Origin of the sequence: Vulcanisaeta distributa DSM 14429 (assembly GCF_000148385.1) — an archaeon.
In the GTDB taxonomy this organism is placed as follows: Archaea; Thermoproteota; Thermoprotei; order Thermoproteales; family Thermocladiaceae; genus Vulcanisaeta; species Vulcanisaeta distributa.
The window spans coordinates 2,220,972-2,238,033 of sequence record NC_014537.1 but is presented as its reverse complement, the minus strand read 5'-3'; the positions used below and the strand labels follow the sequence as shown (position 1 = coordinate 2,238,033).

Below are 17,062 nucleotides of genomic sequence, written 5' to 3'. Positions count from 1 at the left end.
ATAAATGCGAATGACGGAATGGTTTTTAAACACTAAACCTCCCGTTGGTGATTGTGCGTATTAATCGGGAAATAGCCCATTACGCAATCATAATATTCCTAATAACCTTCGCCACACGCGCAACAAATAACATGATTGGAACAACAACACCTTTATTGACTAAGTACGACCTACTATTCCCCAATTACTTAGTCGGGTTTCTGGCGTCAGCGGTTACTGCCGTTAACCTGGTATCCATAGTATTCGTCAACGCCAGATTACCTAGTCAAACAAGGAGACTACTCTTCATAATTTCAAATGCGTTAATACTCGCCTTATTACCCACGTACTTCCTAGCCAATTCATTTAGTATTTGGATAATTTCAATACTCACTGGATTCGCTTACGGCCTAATAATGCCTAATATACTCACGTCAGCCAGTATTGTCGGTGATCAATTCACTGCGGAACGCCTGCTCGTACTTTACACCCTCGCCTTAAGTACAAGCCTTGTCATTGGCCCGTTATTTGAGACATACCTATTAACACACTTTGGTTATAGGTACATATTCCTACTATTCATACCGCTGGCATTAGTATCGTTCGCATTATCGTTTAAGGCGCACTTCCCACCGGATCCTAAAGGACCTAGAAGAAATGTTAATGTTAAGCAAATACTTAGGAATAAGGGCTTAATCTCAGCATTACTTGCAAACTCCACCTATAGCATACCCTTTGTCGTCTTTACGGCATTCATAGCCATATATGCACAGAGCATATACCACGTTAGTAGGTACCTCGCTTATTTCTCATTCGTACCTTTCTTCCTTACCTCATTTCTTACTAGACTTTACCTAACAATCAGGGTTCCAAGGGGCCTATTTAAACCAATGATTATTTCCATAGCGTTAACAATAATCGGCATTATATTACTTTACCTCTCACAAAATTACGCTGCATTTATCGTATCAATGACGATACTCGGAATACCACACGGCTCTGTATACCCACTCTCGACGTTAATGATTAGTAGGGGGACGAGTATTGAGGAAAGAAATGCCGCAAACTCCTACTTCGCCGCCTTTCAGGGAGTTCTAGGTATAGCAGTCCCAGCATTATTTGGCATTTCAACGGATTTAATTGGGATTAGACTATCAATGGCTTTACTCCTAATCCCCGTGATAACCATAGCCATCATATTCACAAGGTTTTACTTAGGCTCAGGCCTCGAAACCTTTAAACCTGAAATACCCTCCTCTCGCTGAGGAGGTTCTTGAGCCTATCGATTGGTTCCGTGGATACTGGCTCAACACCAAGTAATTCCGCTAATGCCAAAGTCACCATGCCTAGGTATGTCACGCCGTACATCTCGGTTTCAAGTGGCGTCTTGCCCTCAAGCTTAACGATTATGGGCTTCGCCCCGAATGAGGATAGTACATCAATGAGGACCTCCTCGTACATGCCCTCATAATCATTGGGCCCCATTATAGCCACGTGTTTCAAACCACCCTGCTTAGTCGTGACCGCGGCTATGTCATTGTGGGCGCCCTCAGGGACCACCGAAACCACTGAGTAGTACTTGGCGTTTTCATTTAGGTCGTTCTTAAACCTAATACCAACACCACGCCTACTCTCCGTAACCCAAACCACGGGCACTGAATTAACTAATTGCTTCGCCAGGTTAATTGCATCATCAACGCGCTTAAGGGCATCCTCAATTCCAGAGATACCACTCTCCAACTCATTGATCACCGAAGCAACACCGAACCTCTCTAGAATGATCAGTGTTGGGTATAGTAACGCGGGTAATCCATACCTAGGTGCCGAAGCCTTTGGGATTAGGACAACTGGGGCGCCCTTATTAGTAAGTACTGTGCTTAATTTACCGCCTGTAGTTACACCAATTACCGGGTACCCCCTGGATAAAGCCTCATTAGCGCTCATTATTGTCTCAGCCGTATTACCCGAGTAGCTAATGGCTATGACCAAAGGCCTTGATAACCTCTTCGGTAGCCTCATGTTTTTACTCACAATTATGGGCACTCTGCAGTCCCAGAACCAGCATAGATCATTAATTATATCACCAACAACGCCACTACCACCCATACCGGTAATGACAACTGAATCTATTTCCTCACTGTAATCAATGACCTTACCGTCAATGCTCAATTTAATGCTCCTTAGGTCCATGGGCACGTTAAGTATCGATTCCCTAGCGAGGGAGGGCCACCTTGGGTAATCAATTAGGTTCATTAAGGATTATGGAATTAAAGCCTTTGTAAGCTTTAAGTACTGTACTAGGTAGTACATGGTTAGTGCTCTTTAGGGTAATTGTGAACGGCAATGTTGAGATTAGGAGGGAGTGGCCGTGGGATAGGATAGCAAGAGTTAAGGATAGATTGAAGGAGCTAGGGTTCAGGTGGAATGGTGAGTACTGGTCCGGCAAGGTTTACTCACTCTCGTTGATTAGGGAGTTGAAGGAATTACTTGAGCTGACCAGTGAGGAGACCGAGAAATTAATGAGGACTATACTCGTAAACTCGTCAGGCGGCGTAATTGGCGTTGAGGACTTGGGAAGTCTCGGTTCTATACCAAGCGACTGCGTGTTGGGTGAGGAGGGTGGCTTATACATTATCTCACTGTCATGCCTAATAAGGGACTTCATTAGGAGCGATAGAAATTACATAGGTAGTGCGTCCTCATTTGAGGAGTATGTTGATAAGGCTGTGGAGAGCATTAGGCAGTTACTCGTTGGTAAGCCAGTGATTGGTGATGTGGAGCTTGCCCTTAGGAGGGCTCGGGAGTTCGCCCTAGCTAATAATAAGTTGAGGGATTTATTTAGTAGGAGGATTGAGTGGTGGACAGTTAAGCTCGGCCTTGATAGTGCTGAGCTGCACTTTCTATCTAAGGAGCTCTATGAGAAGTTGAGGAGCTTAACCATACCGTACTATGTCACTGATAAGGAGGGTAACCTGAATAAGCGTGATTTGAGGCTCATACGTAAGGACGATATTATTCGAGAAAGTGAAAAGGTCATAATTAGGTTCCCAGTATTTCTAAGGGATACCGTAAGGGAATTACTGGTAAAGAGCGGTTATAAAGTGACTGACCTACAATGGAGCCCAAGGCAGATACAGGTCCCTAAGGATGAGGTGAAGCTCCTACCCTTCCAGGAGAGAGCTCTCGATGCCTGGTTAAGGGCCGGTAAGAGGGGTACGATTGTCGTACCAACAGGCGGCGGTAAGACATTCATAGCCCTCAAGGCCCTGGCCACGGCGAGGGTGCCGACGATAATACTCGTAATCACAGAAGAACTTATGAATCAATGGTACGAAAGAATAATGAAGTACTTAGGCATTAGGGCAGGTAGGTTGGGCGGTGGTTATGACGATATTAGGGAGGTCACGGTGGCGATCTACAACTCAGCCGTTAACAGGATAGCGGAGATAAGTGATAAGTTCGATATGGTGGTATTCGATGAGTGCTTACCATATGATGCATTGATTGTTACTGATATGGGGTTAATGCCCATTGGAGAGATAGTGGAGAAGAGACTACCCGTGAGGGTGCTTACCCATAAAGGCAGGTTTATGCGAATAACGAACTACTTCAAAATACCACTCATTAAGAGGATGGTGAGGATAACTCACGAGAAAGGCGAATTAGTGGTGACGGAGGATCACCTAATTCTCACTCAGGATGGTTGGAAGCCTGCAATAACCTTAAGAAGCGGGGACGTGCTGTATTTCTATGACGTACAGGTGCAGAATCTGCGGAAAGGAATTTCCAACGCTTCAGGCTTTAGGGTGTCATTATGTAACTGCTCACAACCCAGAACTTCAGAGACGAAGATCATTAAAGCGATGGACTTTATACAAAGAGGTGGGAATACAGCAGATAAGGAAAATAGTGCAGGAAAGGGAATTGAGGAGGTTAGCATCATTACCAAAATTGACAGAGAGATAGAGGGAGATAGTCCTGGGCATGGTGCTTGGGGATGGGTATTTAACAATTCCGCCACCCAGGGCGAAAAACGCGAGATTAACAGTGACACACTCTTTAGACCAGTACGAGTACTTAATGTGGAAATACTCAGAGCTAAAGAATATAGTAAGGACACCGCCAAAGGTCATAAGGATGATGAAGTATGGAGCGTATGGAGACGTGGTAAGATTCCATACAATATGCCATCCGGAGCTAACGGAGATATACAAGGCATCATACATAAACGGGAGGAAGACAGTCACCAAGGAACTTCTGGGTATGATAAAGACGCCGATAGCGTTAGCAGTTTGGTTTCTGGACGATGGATCAATAAGCCTAGAGAAGGGGAGGGATTATTACGCAATACAATTACACACGGAGAATTTTACATTGGAGGGGAACAAAATGCTGGCGCAGTGGTTGAGGGAGAAATGGGGAGTAGTATTCGGCATAACGCATTATCGCGATTATTACCTCCTCTATACGCTAAACATGAGGGAAGCAGAGAAATTCCTGGAATTAATCAAGCCAATAGCCCTAGAGGCATTTCCAGGGAAGAAGAATTTGTCTACGATATTGAGGTAGAGGAAGACCATAGTTTCGTAGCTAATGGAGTCATAGTGCATAATTGCCACCACGTTCCTGCCGATACGTTTAAGGAGGTTGCGTTTAAGCTTAGGGCACCCTTTAGGTTGGCATTGTCCGCTACACCGAAAAGGAGTGATAATAATGAGCACTTGATATTCCTAAGCGCCGGTGATATTGTTTACCAGGCTGATTATAGGGACATGATTGAAGCTAAATTGGTTGTTCCTGTTAGGCACTTTAGGATCTACGTTGACTTAACACCTGAGGAGAGGAGGAGTTATGAGAGGGCTGGTGATAATGCGATTGTCCTAAGGAATATAGCGAGTATGGCTAGTGCCAAGATAGGCATTGCTAAGGAAATAGTGAAGGCTGAGGTTGGCATTGGTAGTAAGATCATCGTTTTTACTCAATTCATAAGGCAGGCCGAGGAGTTGTATAAGGTCCTTAAGGAGGAGTTGGGACCCATCGTCGCGTTAATAACGTCTAAGACTAGTGATAGAGACTCGATTTTTAAGGCATTTGCTAGGGGTGTGTATAAGGTTATCGTGGCGACCACAGTCCTTGATGAGGGTATTGATGTGCCGGATGCGGATGTGGCGATAATACTTTCTGGAACAGGCTCTCAGAGACAGATGATTCAGAGGGTAGGTCGTGTGGTTAGGGCTAGTGATGGTAAGGTTGAGGCGAGGGTTTACGAGGTAATTACGAGAAATACCATTGAGGAGGCACTTAGTGAGGAGAGGCATGTTAAGGGTGAGGTACTTGAGGTTGAGTGTAGGAGGTACCTGGCTGATGAGGTGAGGCGATTAATAAGCCACGTAATCAGCAGTACACGTTTATTCTCTCAGTGATTAATGCTGTAGTGACTTATATATCGAATTGATAATAATTAATTGTGAAGTCCCTTGAGGAGGTATTGAACATTCTATTCCAGGAATATGGATCACTAATACTCACGGCAATTTCAGCGATACTCTCGATTATCACCATCTCATTATATGTAGAGTTATTAAGGAATAATATAGGGCTTATTCGAGAGCTTAATTCAATTATTCAATGGATCAACTCGGTGATTAGATGATTAGGTACCTACTCACAGCGATATTGATGGTGATCATATTCATGATGATCATAGTCATCGAGAGCTTCCTACTAAAAGTACTTTACTTAGCGAATTCCGTGAGTAATTATGCCATGGTGATAATCAATGGCTCTCGCAGACTCCTTAATATTCCCTGACCTACTGGCTTCAATTACCCTAGTAATCGTAATACTCATACTCACGATATACTTAACAAACCTCCTGTTGAGGCTATCAATAATTGATTATAAAGCGTCCATTGGAACTTACCTATTCATTGAGTGCCAACTGGGTAATTTCACGGGCAGTATTAATCTAAATCATGTTGTAATAACGGATGAGGTAACGACCAAGAATTACCTAATTATATGCCCAAGGATTGCGATTAATAATTCCAGGTTGGAGGTTAATGTGTACGTTGCTTACGCCAGGTGATTGTGAGTGATTTACAAGTCATTATTACCCATAATCGTAGTATTGCTGGTAATGATTACATTGACCACATACTTAATAAGCTACGTGAGCAGTGAGGCATCTAAGGCGTTAACCCTCGAGAATACTTACCTACTGTCAGTTAATGTCATTAGGCAGTTAAACAATACATTGCTCTTTATGCTAAGGAACGATGCATGCCTAGTTATTATGAATCCTATAAACTACTCATGCAATGTTATCGCTAATAACTTGACTGGAACCTTGAATGAGGTCCTCAGCACCATTAGTAATAGGACTGGGGGTATTGTGAGGTATAGGGTGATTAATTATGAGGTTTATGGTGAGGGTAATGCTACCGTTTATCGCGCAGTTATTCAAGTAATTACGCAATCTGGTGATATTGAGGGTGTTGTCGCTGTCATATATCCATTCAATTTATGTTATTACTCCCAGGTAATTAATAACGTCATCCATAGTTTAGATGCAAATGTAACGATTCACGCCAATAACTTAACCGAGGCTGTGCAGGACATGAATGGTTATTTAGCAAGTAAGGTAGGCAGTGATCATCATGGCATAAATATAACGCTTAGATACGTTGGTGTTTTTAGAATGATTGAACGAACACGCAATTACACTGTTTATTGGGGGACCATAGACTATGTATTACTTGCATCACCTGAAGAGGGTGCATGCAATGGTGGCTTGAAATTCAGTGGTAGTTTTTACGTTACGGTATTAATTAATGCATATGTAAATAATACGTATTACTTTGCAGTTAATGGTGTGGTTAATGATGTTAAGTTAGGTTAGTTTTAGTTTAATGCATTTAAATGATTTAAAATGAGACATCATCGTGCTTGATGAGGTTATAGGATTTAATGTAAGGAGCGTCCTAGTGATCGGTATTGGTGGTGGAGGTGACGTTGTGGGCTCAACAATAACCTATAGCCTCGCCATTAACGAGGGTAAGGAGGCAATATTGGGCGCAGTTCTTTGGGAAAGATACGTAAATGACGTTGTGCCAGGACCCATTAGGATACAGGAGCTTAGGAATGCCGATGCCCTTGGTGATTATTTGGCCATCGTTAATGGTGACACCTACGCAGTTAGGGAGGGTAGGCATGTCATTCCTCAAATAGCTAATGTACTAAGCGTTATTAAGGATGATGGATTAGGAATAAGTATTGCTGGTCCCGTAAGTAGTGTCGCTAAGGAGCTTAGTGATTACGTAAGTAAGTACGGCATTGACGCGGTAATAGGCATTGATGTTGGTGGCGACGTTCTAGCCCTGGGTAATGAGGATGGGCTCTACAGCCCACTTGCTGACAGTTACTCAGTGGCTATTTTAAGTAGGGTTCAGGATACGACCAATGTACCGGTAATACTTGGCGTTGCAGGTCCAGGTGTGGATGGTGAGTTAGATAGGGATTACGTGCTAATGAGAATAAGCCAGCTAGCTGGTAAGGGCGCATTCCTAGGCGCATATGGGCCTACGCGAAATGACTTAATGATACTTGAGGACATACTTAGTAAGGCAATAACCGAGGCCAGCGGCTTGGTGTTTAAGGCTGCGAGGGGTCATCACGGTAATGTGGGTATAAGGGGTAGCACCAGGTACGTGAGGCTTGATGTATCGTCATCAATAACGTATTACCTAGACCTTAAGAAAGCAATAAGTGATTTACCGTTAGCCAACTTAATAATTAATGCGAAGGATCCCTGGGACGCAATGAGGATATTAAATAGCAGGGGTGTAATGACTGAGCTTAATTTTGAAGAGGAGGTCTATAGGTATTACAGGGCTAAGTCTAGAATACCAAGCCCCGAAGAGGCTTACTCAATGATTAAGGAGATAAAGAGCAAATTGAGGGCGCAGGTCCAATTAATGAATAGGTGATCCGCCTGGCAGCATTCATCATCAGCAGATTCAGATAAGGGCGTGCTCTTCATGATGTTAATTTAATGATTACCTAGCAATTTAAGCCCTTAATCGCCAGTCTCCTCATAGAATAATGCATAGTCCTTCTCGGCCTCACGAAGTAGTTGAAGTTGTGATATTCTTTCCTCGGCCTTCCTGTACATGTTTGCGAACTCTATAATCCTCGTCGCCACGTCATCAGCCCTATTAAACGTCACTGAATTATACAGGAGTTTCTTCCTGTCATTGCCCTTAACACTCACTACGTAACCCTCCACAACGCCTGACGTTGGTATTCTACCCAATTCACCGCCCTCACCCCTTATTAGGAAGACGTAACCCTTACGGGAACCATCGTTAAACGTCAACCTAACGAGGACAAGCGCTATGTGGAATTCCCTGAGAATGTTCGTGATCACGTCTCTATACCTCTCATACTCACGAACGTAGGGTAATCTCTCAATGAGCGTTAAATCATCCCTATTAAGGTCATTAAGGAGCTCATTTAACATGTCCATAACACTCCTGCCGGTACTTATTACCTCCATCACATGGCGCACCGCTCAGCTAAAAATAAGCATTACCTAACTCTCCGAGTTTAATCCCTAGGTAAGGTATATTTAGTGGTGTAACTACGATGATTAGATGAGCGGACTGGATAAGAGGGTTTACGAATTACATAGTAGGGTGATGAGTGAGTTCATGGGTGGTAGGTGCTATGATGTTGATGAGACCCTAGTCATTGATTGCATAAGGGATGCGTTAACAGATATTGGGCTAAGTGTTAATGATGTAGTTCTTTTCGATATAGACGGTAATGTAACCAATGAAATTAGCAATGCTAAGTACGTGAGGGTTACGACAACGAGTAACTATGTTAATGGTGAGCAAATATTCACCTTCGCATTAATTAAATTGAGGAATAAGTATAGGGTTCTCTATCTCCAATCAGCGGTGAAGGAGGGTTAGAATAAAATAGGGTTTTACTGAGGGTTTCCTTCTATTTTGATTAGAGGGTTACGGCAAAGACTCGGCGATCCTATCAAGCATTTGTATTCTCTTTGCAGGGTGTGGATGCGTCATGAATAACTCCTCCCAAATCGATGGCTTATAATGCCTCCAATACTCTATTAAGTCATCAACATTACTCTCAATATACTCAGTGCTAACTGGCGGTGCGAAGAAGAGCATCCTCAATGTACCATTCGTAGTCCTCTTCACAACGTTCGGGTCCATGTAAAGCGTTATCTTCGCAAGCGCCCTCTGTAGGTTACGTGCACCATTCTCAACAGTCAACGCACCATTAACATCTGCATAGGCCTCCCTCAACCTATTTATATATAGTACGAATAATTGGAATAGAAAGCTAACAGCAATTAGCGCCAAACCTATTAGGAGTAGTAAGCCACCGCCGTTATTCCTACCCTCGGACCAACCACCCCACCAACCACCCCACCATAGCGACCAACCAAGCCAGTAAATAACCGTGGGCAGTAAGCCAATAGCCATTAGCACCTCCACATCCCTATGCCTTAAGTGCCCAATTTCATGACCAAGAACAGCCTTTAACTCGCTGGGCTTCAATATCTTTAGTAAGGGCAGTGTTATTGCAACCCTCTTACCAGCTATTGGGCTTCCATAGGCGAAGGCGTTTGGGAATGGTACATCGGCTATGTAGACCTTGGGCACGTCCTTAAAGCCATTGGTCCTAGCAACGTCAGCGACCATTTCATAGACCCAGCCGTAGGTTGGATCGTCAGGCTTAACCTCATGAGCCCTATACATGGCATTAATCAGGAATGGACCAATCAACCACTGGAACAGCGTTAGGAAGAATGCCATGAGGACTAAACTAGTGACAAGTGCGACGCCGCTTATTGGGCCGAATAGCCACGTCATGATGCCGTATGTAAACGCGGCGCCTAATAGTAATATCGCTATTATCGCGAGTGCCATCTTTAACCTAAACACCAGTAGTGCCTTGTTCATACAAGGGACAGAAACCACGGTATCAATTTTAAACCTAACTCACGAACTCACACAGACCCAATTATAAACCTAGCATCAGCCGCGTAGGCACCCTTACCCCTCTCAAGTACAATGACTGGGTTTAGGTCTGCCTCAACGATGTTTGGATTATCAGATAAGAGCTCTGAGAACTTCGTTATTATGTAGATAACGGCCTCCTCATCCCTCACGGGCATGTTTCTATAACCATTAAAGAGCCTATAGCCCTTTATCTCCCTAACCATTGCCCTGGCATCCTCCTCTGTGATAGGCACTATCCTGAAACTCACGTCTTGCAGCACCTCAACCATTACACCGCCAAGGCCAAAGGCTATTACATGACCAAAGATTGGGTCCTTGGTTGCGCCAATTATTGTCTCTAATCCCTCGGGCACCATCCTCTGTACTAGGAAGCCGCTTATCCTGGCGTATGGGGCTTTTTCCTTAATGTTACTCCTAATTCTCTCGCAGGCGCTCCTGAGCTCATCATCATTACTTATATTTAGTATTACGCCACCAACGTCCGACTTATGAATAATGTCTGGCGAGACGACCTTTAATACCACTGGATAGCCTATGTCCTTAACAACCTTCAAAGCATCATTGACGTCCTGAACCAACGCAAAGTCGGGGACTGGTATATTATACTGCCTAAGTAGCTCGAAGGATTCATGCTCAAGCAGTTTATACCTACCCTCCTCAAGCGCCTTCGCAATTATCGGGTTCATACCCCTCACCACCATTCCTTGGCTGCACCCTTTATTTTTGAATATTCATATAACGCCCACAACGCCTTAGCAGCCCTATGCGGTGCGTGGTAAACAGGTATTCCATTCTCCTCCAGGTAACTCTCAAACTTAGCCACGTACTCGTTACCGCCAAAGCTAACGACAACTATCGGCTTATTAAATCTCTTAGCCTCGATTATGTAATTGCCCAGGTTCGCCGTTAGGCCTGGTATCTGCATTAAGGCTATTATTAACGCCATATCGACATAGCTCGTTGGTAGTACGGTGTCTAGGACGAACTTGTACATGGCGTCCGTGGCACTACCCGTCAAGTCAATTGGGTTACGGGTAACGGCTAAAGGAGGTAGTTGCTTCCTCAGTATTTCCTGAAGGCTTTCGGATAGTTCAGGAACCTGTAGTCCACGCATGTCCAGGGCATCCACGGATTGAATCCCCATACCACCACTATCGGTTATAACCAACACCCTGTTACCCCTGGGTAGTGGTTGTGTGGCCAGTGCCTTGGCCATGTCGAAAGCATCCGTCAGATTATCTGCCTCAATGACATTGGCCTGCCTTAGCATTGCCCTGTAAATTTCGTAATTACCCGCCAGGGCAGCCGTGTGAGACTTGACGGCGCCCGTTGCCGCCCTAGTTCTACCAGCCTTATAAACTACTAGTGGCTTAACACTGGACACCTCCTTCATGACCTCAAGTAATTTCTTCCCCTCCCCAGGGTACTTCAACCCCTCCATGTACATAACAATGACCTTAACCCTACTATCCCTAGCAAAGTACTCGAGGAGCTCTGCCTCATTAATATCGAGCTTATTTCCATAGTTTACAGCTAACCCAACGCCTATATTTCTCCTGGCTGCCCAATCAAGGATTGCACCAGCCACAGCACCACTTTGGCTAATTAAGGCTACGGGACCGGGTTTGGGCCTGCCCATCCTATCCTCAGGAAGGAAGAATGTGTCTAGGCCATTAAAGGCATTGTAAACGCCAATGCAGTTGGGACCAAGCACTCTAATGCGGTTTTGAACAACCTTCCTCAACTCCTCCTCAAGCTTAGCGCCCTCCTCACCAACTTCACTGAAACCACCGCTGATTATTATCGCGACCTTAACGCCCTTTCTGGCGCACTCATCCGCGACCTTCGGAACAGCCGGCGCCGGAACAACGATGACCGCTAAGTCAATATTGTCCTGAATATCGAGTATTGACTTATAGTACTTAATGCCATTGACCTCATCATACTTGGGATTGACTAGGTAAACTTTACCCTTAAATTTAGTGAGTAGGTTTTTCGTGATGACACCGCCGACACTGTTCTCCCTAGGTGTGGCCCCGATTATCGCGACGGACCTTGGATTAAACAATAAATCGAGTGGTGACGTGATTGTTAATGATGCTTCAGAGACCGCCTTAGCCTCCTGAGGTTGCTGTTTTTGCTCCTCCATAGAAATCGACACTCATCTCAACCTATTCTTAAAAAACCTTTCTAAATGAATAAATAGTCTATGTATTTTTATAGATTATACCTGTTGAAAGAAATTTTTCTCAAAAATACTGAAGATATTATGGAAAAAATATTATATACCTTATGGAAAGGATAACTAGCAGATTAAACTTAAAAGGAGCTGGCATTTAATTAACTTAATGGGAAGGACTGAGGAAATTCTTAAGGAGCTAGATGAATATCTAATGACGAACTTATACCCAACCCACAGGATTGTTGTTAGGGAGGCCCGCGATATCTACGTTTATGATGTTGATGGAAATGCCTACCTGGACTTCATGACCGTAGTAACCACCGCACTACTCGGTCATAACCCGCCGGGACTTGCCGACGCGATCACTGAGACTGCAAAGCGATTAATTGCTGGCAATGGCTATAACTGGTACACGGAGGAATTACTTAATGCGGCAAAGGCCGTGTTAAGCCTATTCCCCGACAGGAACATGTATAATAAGGTCCACTTCAAGCTAAGTGGCTCTGAGGGCATCGAGTTGGCGCTTAAGATTGCAAAGAGGTACACAAAGAATACGTACGTGATGTACCTAATGGGTGGTTATCACGGTAGGACATACCTAACTGGTTCATACCATGGAATGAGGAGGAAGGAGTATGGGCCATTACCGCCAGGCACGTTAATAGCGCCATTCCCATACCCATATAGGTGTCCATTTGGTGACATGCCGCCAGAGGAGTGTGGTAAGGCTGCCGTCGAAACCATCGAGTATTACATTAATTACGTGGCCATTAAGGACGTGTGTTGCCTAGTCACTGAGCCTATACAGGGTGTTGGCGGTATCGTGGTACCACCGAAGGACTTTTTCGAGAGGCTGAAGAGGGTCCTCGATACATACGGCATATTGCTAATATTTGATGAGGTCCAGAGTGGCATGGGTAGGACAGGCACCACCTGGGCCTTCGAGCAATTCAACGTTAAGCCTGACATAGTTGTTGCGGCTAAGGGCATGACTGGTGGATTGCCAGCATCAGCCGTCGTGACTAGGAAGGAGATTGCCTCTGCAATGCAGTTGAATGATGAACACTCGACCTTTGGAGCCTCGGCGTTAATTATGGCCGCCGTTAAGGCAACCGTTGATTACTACAACATGCATAAGGAGGAGCTGTTAAGCAATGCCAAGAGGATGGGTGAGTATGCAATGAAGAGATTGATGGAGCTTTACGATAAGCACCCACTGATTGGTGAGGTCAGGGGGTTAGGGCTCATGATTGGTATTGAACTAGTTAAGAATAGGAAGACTAAGGAGCCGGCGACTAAGGAGACGAGCGACATATGCCTTAATAGGGCATTGAAGAGGGGCGTGCTATTCGTGACCAGTGGTTGGAATGGCAACGTCATTAGGTTTGCGCCGCCATTAACCGTCAAGCAGGAGCACATTGATAAGGCAATAGACGTACTTGATAAGTCACTTGGTGAGGTGGAGAGGGAGGAGAATATTAAGTAAAATTAGTTTATTTTCCTGTGTAAAAACTATTTTTGATTTTTAATTCTCGTTAAGAACCCTCCTTATTTTATCAGCAATTATCTTCTTAGGCACAGCACCAATCACGAAATCCGCGGGCTCACCATCCTTAAATATTATCACAGTAGGTAGGCTCATCACATCATACTTAGCAGCAACGTCGGGCCACTCCTGAGTATTCAACCTACCAAAACCAACACACGGCATCTCCTTAGCCAGCGCCTTTAAGATCGGCTCAAGTAGAAAACACGGCGCACACCAGGGCGCCCAGAAATCAACAACCACAACCCTCTTACTCCTTATGAAATCATCAAAATTATCCCCACTCAACTCAACAGGCTCATTACCCACAGCCTTAGCTAACTCCCTAGCCTTCTTCTCCAATAACTTGCTCAACTCCTCATCCTCCTTATCACCCATATTACTGTTCATATTACTCGCCGCCATACCTAAGGCGGGAAACTGCCAATTTAAAGCGTTTACTCAGTCAATAATTAGACAGGAAATACAGACTCAACACCACACTTAAACTCATAATAACCATTAAGAAACCTCCTAACACAGCACCAATAAACAATCAGGGCAAAAAACTTAAATTCTCAATAAAGCCAATCACTACGTAGCCCCGGTGGTATAGCCCGGTCTAGTATGGCGGCCTGTCGAGCCGCAGACCCGGGTTCAAATCCCGGCCGGGGCGCCAGTTTGCGTTCAGTTTTCCTTACCCTGTTTAAGTTGATGCATTAGTGTTTAGCTTGTTTTAATGTGTTAATTTTGCTTGACTTTAATGCAGTGGTTTATTAAGCATCGCATTGGTCATGGTCATATGGTAAAGATTGCAATAGCTACGGATGATGGGAAGTCAATAAGCGATGGTCACTTTGCACATGCTAAGAAATACATAATATATGAACTTAATGAGGACACTAAGGATATCAAGCTCGTGGAAAGTAGGGATAACCCCCTTGGTAATATCCCGGATACTGATGATCCGACCGTGATTCATGAGGCGCTGTCTAGGTTAGGGATCCCAATGCATGGTATCGTTAAATATCAATGGCTTCATGAGAATGTATTAAGGGATGTTGACGCGGTAATAGCCAGTGGGGCTTGTGAGACAAGTTACGAGTATTTTACGTCAATGGGTATCCAATTATTCTTTGTTGAGCCAGGTACCCCAATAGATACGCTTATTGAGCAGTTGAGGAACGCAGCCAATGAAGAGGACATTAAGTGATTATCCCTGGTGATTTAGCTTAATTGAATCTTAAAAAGACAGATTAATTTTTACAACACATCTCTCCTTAATGAACTCCTTCCCTTATGTGGTTCCTGATTCCTTACCCACCTTCTTAGGAATTCATTATAGCATTCCTCGGAGCAGAAAACCCATGGCTTATTTACACAGCATGTCTTAACTACTATTGGCTGACCAATTATTATCCTTCCGCAGTTTGAGCACCTTAATTGTCCCTGCGCATTATTTAGTATGAATGGCATTGGATTAATTCCTGAATCAAAGTTTAAAAGGTACAGCCGTTAACCGCTTTGTCTAGTTTTTGGCATAATGTTTATAACTTGTTTATTAATGCTCAATAACCTGGTGATTACATGGCGGGCATATATATTTCGGAGTCGAGCATTACCCGTGCAATAATGAGGAGCGCCTTGAAGATGCTTGATGAGTACTCAAGCGTTGATGTTGCAATTGTCGGTGCCGGCCCGTCAGGCATGACCGCGGCTTATTACCTGGCTAAGGCGGGCTTAAAGACCATTGTGCTGGAGAGGAGGTTCTCCTTCGGTGGTGGTATTGGTGGTGCCGCCAGTCATTTACCTAGCATAGTGGTTGAGTACCCAGCCTCCGATATACTGAGTAAGGACTTTGGTGTTAGGCTTCAGGACATGGGTGATGGGTTGTTCGCGGTGGACCCCGCCGAAATGATAGCAAAGCTTGCGGTTAGGGCAATCGATGCAGGCGCTAAATTCCTCCTGGGCGTTCATGTAGATGATGTGATAATTAGGGATAATCCGCCCAGGGTTGCTGGTCTCGCGGTCTACTGGTCAACGGTGCAAATGGCGGGCGTTCATACAGATCCATTCTTCATAGAGGCTAAGGCCGTGGTCGATGCCACAGGCCATGATGCCGAGGTAGCTGCCGTGACTACAAGGAAGAACCCAGACCTTGGCTTGGCAATTCATGGCGAGAAGTCGGCACATGCCTCGGTTGCTGAGGACTTGGTTGTTAAGTATACGGGTAGGGTTATGGAGGGGCTTTACGTGACTGGTATGGCAGTTGCTGCCGTGTATGGATTACCGAGGATGGGGCCTATATTCGGTTCAATGATAATGAGTGGTAAGAGGGTTGCTGAGTTAATAATTAATGATTTGAGGCGATGATAAATACGTGGGTTGGGTTTAAAAGTTATTAAATTATCACACCTGCCTAATATGGCGTATACCCTGGTCATAAATTACGCGCTGGCATTTTTATTGTCATTCCTAGTCTCTGGGAATAACCTATCAGCTAACGCTGGCGCTGCCGTTGGCTCCAGGTCAATTGATTATAAATATGCCGTAATAATTGCATTACTTGGTTATATACTTGGGTTATGGCTGCAGGGTACTTACATGAGGGCTAATGTGGTGAGTGGTGACGTTGCCATGGTGGCCATGGCTGTTACCATAGTGATATTCATAGTTGGCGAGAGCATGAGGGTTCCAATGTCACTAACAGGCTCCCTATACGCAAGCCTGGTTGGCGCTTCACTGGCGTTGGGGCGCATGATGGGGAATGCGGTCTTCGTACTTGGTTACTGGTTGTCCCTGCCCATAATCGTAATGTTACTTTCATACATTCTCTATAAATCCTTGGGTGCCCTTTCGAGGTTGTCGTTTAGGTACGTGGGCATTTACCGCGTATTATCCATACTCACAGTCTTCCTGCTATCCTTCTCCTTCGGTGCAAATAACCTTGGATTACTATGGGCACTACTAAACTTTAGTTATAAGGGGCTGTTGCTAATAATCATTAGTTCAATACTTGGCGTATTACTAATTGGTTGGAGAACACTGTATAGACTCAGCACTGGTCTATTCACGTTGGGGCCGTTAACCAGCTTCACCGTTCAGCTATTCTCGTTCATTGCCATGGAGATCGGGACCATATACTCGGTGCCGATGCCCGTCACGGTAACCACGTCCTTCGGTCTAGTGGGTGTCGGGGCAGCGCATAGGTTTAGGATAATAAACCTGAAGTACTTCAATGAGTTAATACTTGGCTTCATAGTATCGATAATTATCGGCCTCGTGTTTGGCTACGTATTAATTAGGGTCATTTAGTCC

19 protein-coding genes and 1 tRNA gene are annotated in these 17,062 nt (G+C 44.6%); 13 read left to right on the top strand and 7 right to left on the bottom strand.

Features of this window, described 5'->3' with window-relative positions; all coding sequences use genetic code 11:
- Nucleotides 1–53: 53 nt before the first annotated feature.
- Nucleotides 54–1,244: an MFS transporter gene (locus VDIS_RS11750; RefSeq protein ID WP_013337482.1), complete on the top strand. Its 1,191-nt coding sequence runs from the start codon at nt 54–56 to the stop codon at nt 1,242–1,244.
- Here VDIS_RS11750 and VDIS_RS11745 read toward each other — a convergent pair.
- Nucleotides 1,216–2,232, bottom strand: coding sequence for a bifunctional phosphoglucose/phosphomannose isomerase (locus tag VDIS_RS11745; protein ID WP_013337481.1), 1,017 nt, complete (start codon nt 2,230–2,232; stop codon nt 1,216–1,218). The genes VDIS_RS11750 and VDIS_RS11745 overlap by 29 nt on opposite strands.
- 62 nt (nt 2,233–2,294) lie before the next feature.
- Here VDIS_RS11745 and VDIS_RS13180 point away from each other — a divergent pair, with 62 nt between their 5' ends.
- Genes VDIS_RS13180 through VDIS_RS11720 form a run of 6 tightly spaced genes read left to right on the top strand, consistent with a single transcriptional unit; the run spans nt 2,295 to nt 7,967 of the window.
- Nucleotides 2,295–5,402 (top strand): helicase-related protein, encoded by a 3,108-nt coding sequence (locus VDIS_RS13180; RefSeq protein WP_013337480.1) that lies wholly within the window; start codon nt 2,295–2,297, stop codon nt 5,400–5,402.
- Between the two features lie 44 nt (nt 5,403–5,446).
- Entirely contained in the window at nt 5,447–5,632 is a 186-nt protein-coding gene (locus VDIS_RS11735; RefSeq protein WP_052885836.1) for a hypothetical protein, read from the top strand.
- On the top strand, nt 5,629–5,790 hold the full coding sequence (locus VDIS_RS12905; RefSeq protein ID WP_013337478.1) for a hypothetical protein: 162 nt from the start codon (nt 5,629–5,631) through the stop codon (nt 5,788–5,790). Before VDIS_RS11735 ends, VDIS_RS12905 begins: the two co-directional genes overlap by 4 nt.
- Complete coding sequence (locus tag VDIS_RS11730; RefSeq protein ID WP_013337477.1) at nt 5,759–6,067, top strand: hypothetical protein; 309 nt, start codon at nt 5,759–5,761, stop codon at nt 6,065–6,067. Before VDIS_RS12905 ends, VDIS_RS11730 begins: the two co-directional genes overlap by 32 nt.
- Before the next feature lie 6 nt (nt 6,068–6,073).
- Nucleotides 6,074–6,880 carry a hypothetical protein gene (locus VDIS_RS11725; protein ID WP_013337476.1) on the top strand — a complete coding sequence of 269 codons (807 nt, stop codon included), beginning with the start codon at nt 6,074–6,076 and terminating at the stop codon, nt 6,878–6,880.
- A gap of 43 nt (nt 6,881–6,923) precedes the next feature.
- On the top strand, nt 6,924–7,967 hold the full coding sequence (locus VDIS_RS11720) for a DUF1152 domain-containing protein (RefSeq protein WP_013337475.1): 1,044 nt from the start codon (nt 6,924–6,926) through the stop codon (nt 7,965–7,967).
- Nucleotides 7,968–8,056: 89 nt separating this feature from the next.
- Here VDIS_RS11720 and VDIS_RS11715 read toward each other — a convergent pair whose 3' ends face one another.
- The gene (locus VDIS_RS11715; RefSeq protein ID WP_013337474.1) at nt 8,057–8,536 is read right to left on the bottom strand and encodes a hypothetical protein; all 480 of its coding nucleotides are present in this window, start codon (nt 8,534–8,536) and stop codon (nt 8,057–8,059) included.
- A 97-nt stretch (nt 8,537–8,633) separates the two neighbouring features.
- On the opposite strand from VDIS_RS11715, the gene VDIS_RS11710 reads away from it, so the two are divergent.
- Complete coding sequence (locus VDIS_RS11710; RefSeq protein WP_013337473.1) at nt 8,634–8,957, top strand: hypothetical protein; 324 nt, start codon at nt 8,634–8,636, stop codon at nt 8,955–8,957.
- Nucleotides 8,958–9,005: 48 nt separating this feature from the next.
- On the opposite strand, the gene htpX is transcribed toward VDIS_RS11710, so the two are convergent.
- From htpX to VDIS_RS11695, 3 genes are read right to left on the bottom strand one after another with little or no spacing between them, the layout of a single operon-like run.
- Nucleotides 9,006–9,977: a zinc metalloprotease HtpX gene (htpX, locus tag VDIS_RS11705; protein WP_013337472.1), complete on the bottom strand. Its 972-nt coding sequence runs from the start codon at nt 9,975–9,977 to the stop codon at nt 9,006–9,008.
- A 47-nt stretch (nt 9,978–10,024) separates the two neighbouring features.
- Nucleotides 10,025–10,738 (bottom strand): acetate--CoA ligase family protein, encoded by a 714-nt coding sequence (locus tag VDIS_RS11700; protein ID WP_013337471.1) that lies wholly within the window; start codon nt 10,736–10,738, stop codon nt 10,025–10,027.
- Nucleotides 10,729–12,186, bottom strand: coding sequence for an acetate--CoA ligase family protein (locus tag VDIS_RS11695; RefSeq protein WP_013337470.1), 1,458 nt, complete (start codon nt 12,184–12,186; stop codon nt 10,729–10,731). The genes VDIS_RS11700 and VDIS_RS11695 overlap by 10 nt, the downstream gene beginning before the upstream one ends.
- 199 nt (nt 12,187–12,385) lie before the next feature.
- Here VDIS_RS11695 and VDIS_RS11690 point away from each other — a divergent pair, with 199 nt between their 5' ends.
- Nucleotides 12,386–13,705: an aspartate aminotransferase family protein gene (locus VDIS_RS11690; protein ID WP_013337469.1), complete on the top strand. Its 1,320-nt coding sequence runs from the start codon at nt 12,386–12,388 to the stop codon at nt 13,703–13,705.
- Between the two features lie 39 nt (nt 13,706–13,744).
- On the opposite strand, the gene VDIS_RS11685 is transcribed toward VDIS_RS11690, so the two are convergent.
- Nucleotides 13,745–14,155, bottom strand: a complete 411-nt coding sequence (locus VDIS_RS11685; protein WP_216086133.1) for a thioredoxin family protein — start codon at nt 14,153–14,155, stop codon at nt 13,745–13,747.
- Between the two features lie 190 nt (nt 14,156–14,345).
- On the opposite strand from VDIS_RS11685, the gene VDIS_RS11680 reads away from it, so the two are divergent.
- Both VDIS_RS11680 and VDIS_RS11675 read left to right on the top strand, forming a co-directional pair.
- A tRNA-Asp gene (locus VDIS_RS11680) sits at nt 14,346–14,423 on the top strand.
- 123 nt (nt 14,424–14,546) lie between these two features.
- On the top strand, nt 14,547–14,957 hold the full coding sequence (locus tag VDIS_RS11675; protein WP_013337467.1) for a NifB/NifX family molybdenum-iron cluster-binding protein: 411 nt from the start codon (nt 14,547–14,549) through the stop codon (nt 14,955–14,957).
- 50 nt (nt 14,958–15,007) lie between these two features.
- Here the strand turns inward: VDIS_RS11675 and VDIS_RS11670 are convergent, their stop codons facing one another.
- Nucleotides 15,008–15,220 (bottom strand): TRASH domain-containing protein, encoded by a 213-nt coding sequence (locus VDIS_RS11670; protein ID WP_013337466.1) that lies wholly within the window; start codon nt 15,218–15,220, stop codon nt 15,008–15,010.
- A gap of 111 nt (nt 15,221–15,331) precedes the next feature.
- On the opposite strand from VDIS_RS11670, the gene VDIS_RS11665 reads away from it, so the two are divergent.
- Nucleotides 15,332–16,117 (top strand): sulfide-dependent adenosine diphosphate thiazole synthase, encoded by a 786-nt coding sequence (locus VDIS_RS11665; RefSeq protein WP_013337465.1) that lies wholly within the window; start codon nt 15,332–15,334, stop codon nt 16,115–16,117.
- Nucleotides 16,118–16,168: 51 nt separating this feature from the next.
- The gene (locus VDIS_RS11660; RefSeq protein WP_013337464.1) at nt 16,169–17,059 is read left to right on the top strand and encodes an inorganic phosphate transporter; all 891 of its coding nucleotides are present in this window, start codon (nt 16,169–16,171) and stop codon (nt 17,057–17,059) included.
- The last annotated feature ends 3 nt before the right edge of the window (nt 17,060–17,062 follow it).

What these genes read in the sequence shown, in the direction of transcription:
- VDIS_RS11745 (WP_013337481.1), bottom strand. Translation starts at nt 2,232, where the DNA reads ATGAACCTAATTGATTACCCAAGGTGGCCCTCCCTCGCTAGGGAATCG.
- VDIS_RS12905 (WP_013337478.1), top strand. Translation starts at nt 5,629, where the DNA reads ATGATTAGGTACCTACTCACAGCGATATTGATGGTGATCATATTCATG.
- VDIS_RS11730 (WP_013337477.1), top strand. Translation starts at nt 5,759, where the DNA reads ATGGCTCTCGCAGACTCCTTAATATTCCCTGACCTACTGGCTTCAATT.
- VDIS_RS11715 (WP_013337474.1), bottom strand. Translation starts at nt 8,536, where the DNA reads ATGGAGGTAATAAGTACCGGCAGGAGTGTTATGGACATGTTAAATGAG.
- VDIS_RS11710 (WP_013337473.1), top strand. Translation starts at nt 8,634, where the DNA reads ATGAGCGGACTGGATAAGAGGGTTTACGAATTACATAGTAGGGTGATG.
- htpX (WP_013337472.1), bottom strand. Translation starts at nt 9,977, where the DNA reads ATGAACAAGGCACTACTGGTGTTTAGGTTAAAGATGGCACTCGCGATA.
- VDIS_RS11700 (WP_013337471.1), bottom strand. Translation starts at nt 10,738, where the DNA reads ATGGTGGTGAGGGGTATGAACCCGATAATTGCGAAGGCGCTTGAGGAG.
- VDIS_RS11695 (WP_013337470.1), bottom strand. Translation starts at nt 12,186, where the DNA reads ATGGAGGAGCAAAAACAGCAACCTCAGGAGGCTAAGGCGGTCTCTGAA.
- VDIS_RS11690 (WP_013337469.1), top strand. Translation starts at nt 12,386, where the DNA reads ATGGGAAGGACTGAGGAAATTCTTAAGGAGCTAGATGAATATCTAATG.
- VDIS_RS11685 (WP_216086133.1), bottom strand. Translation starts at nt 14,155, where the DNA reads ATGAACAGTAATATGGGTGATAAGGAGGATGAGGAGTTGAGCAAGTTA.
- VDIS_RS11675 (WP_013337467.1), top strand. Translation starts at nt 14,547, where the DNA reads ATGGTAAAGATTGCAATAGCTACGGATGATGGGAAGTCAATAAGCGAT.
- VDIS_RS11670 (WP_013337466.1), bottom strand. Translation starts at nt 15,220, where the DNA reads ATGCCATTCATACTAAATAATGCGCAGGGACAATTAAGGTGCTCAAAC.
- VDIS_RS11665 (WP_013337465.1), top strand. Translation starts at nt 15,332, where the DNA reads ATGGCGGGCATATATATTTCGGAGTCGAGCATTACCCGTGCAATAATG.
- VDIS_RS11660 (WP_013337464.1), top strand. Translation starts at nt 16,169, where the DNA reads ATGGCGTATACCCTGGTCATAAATTACGCGCTGGCATTTTTATTGTCA.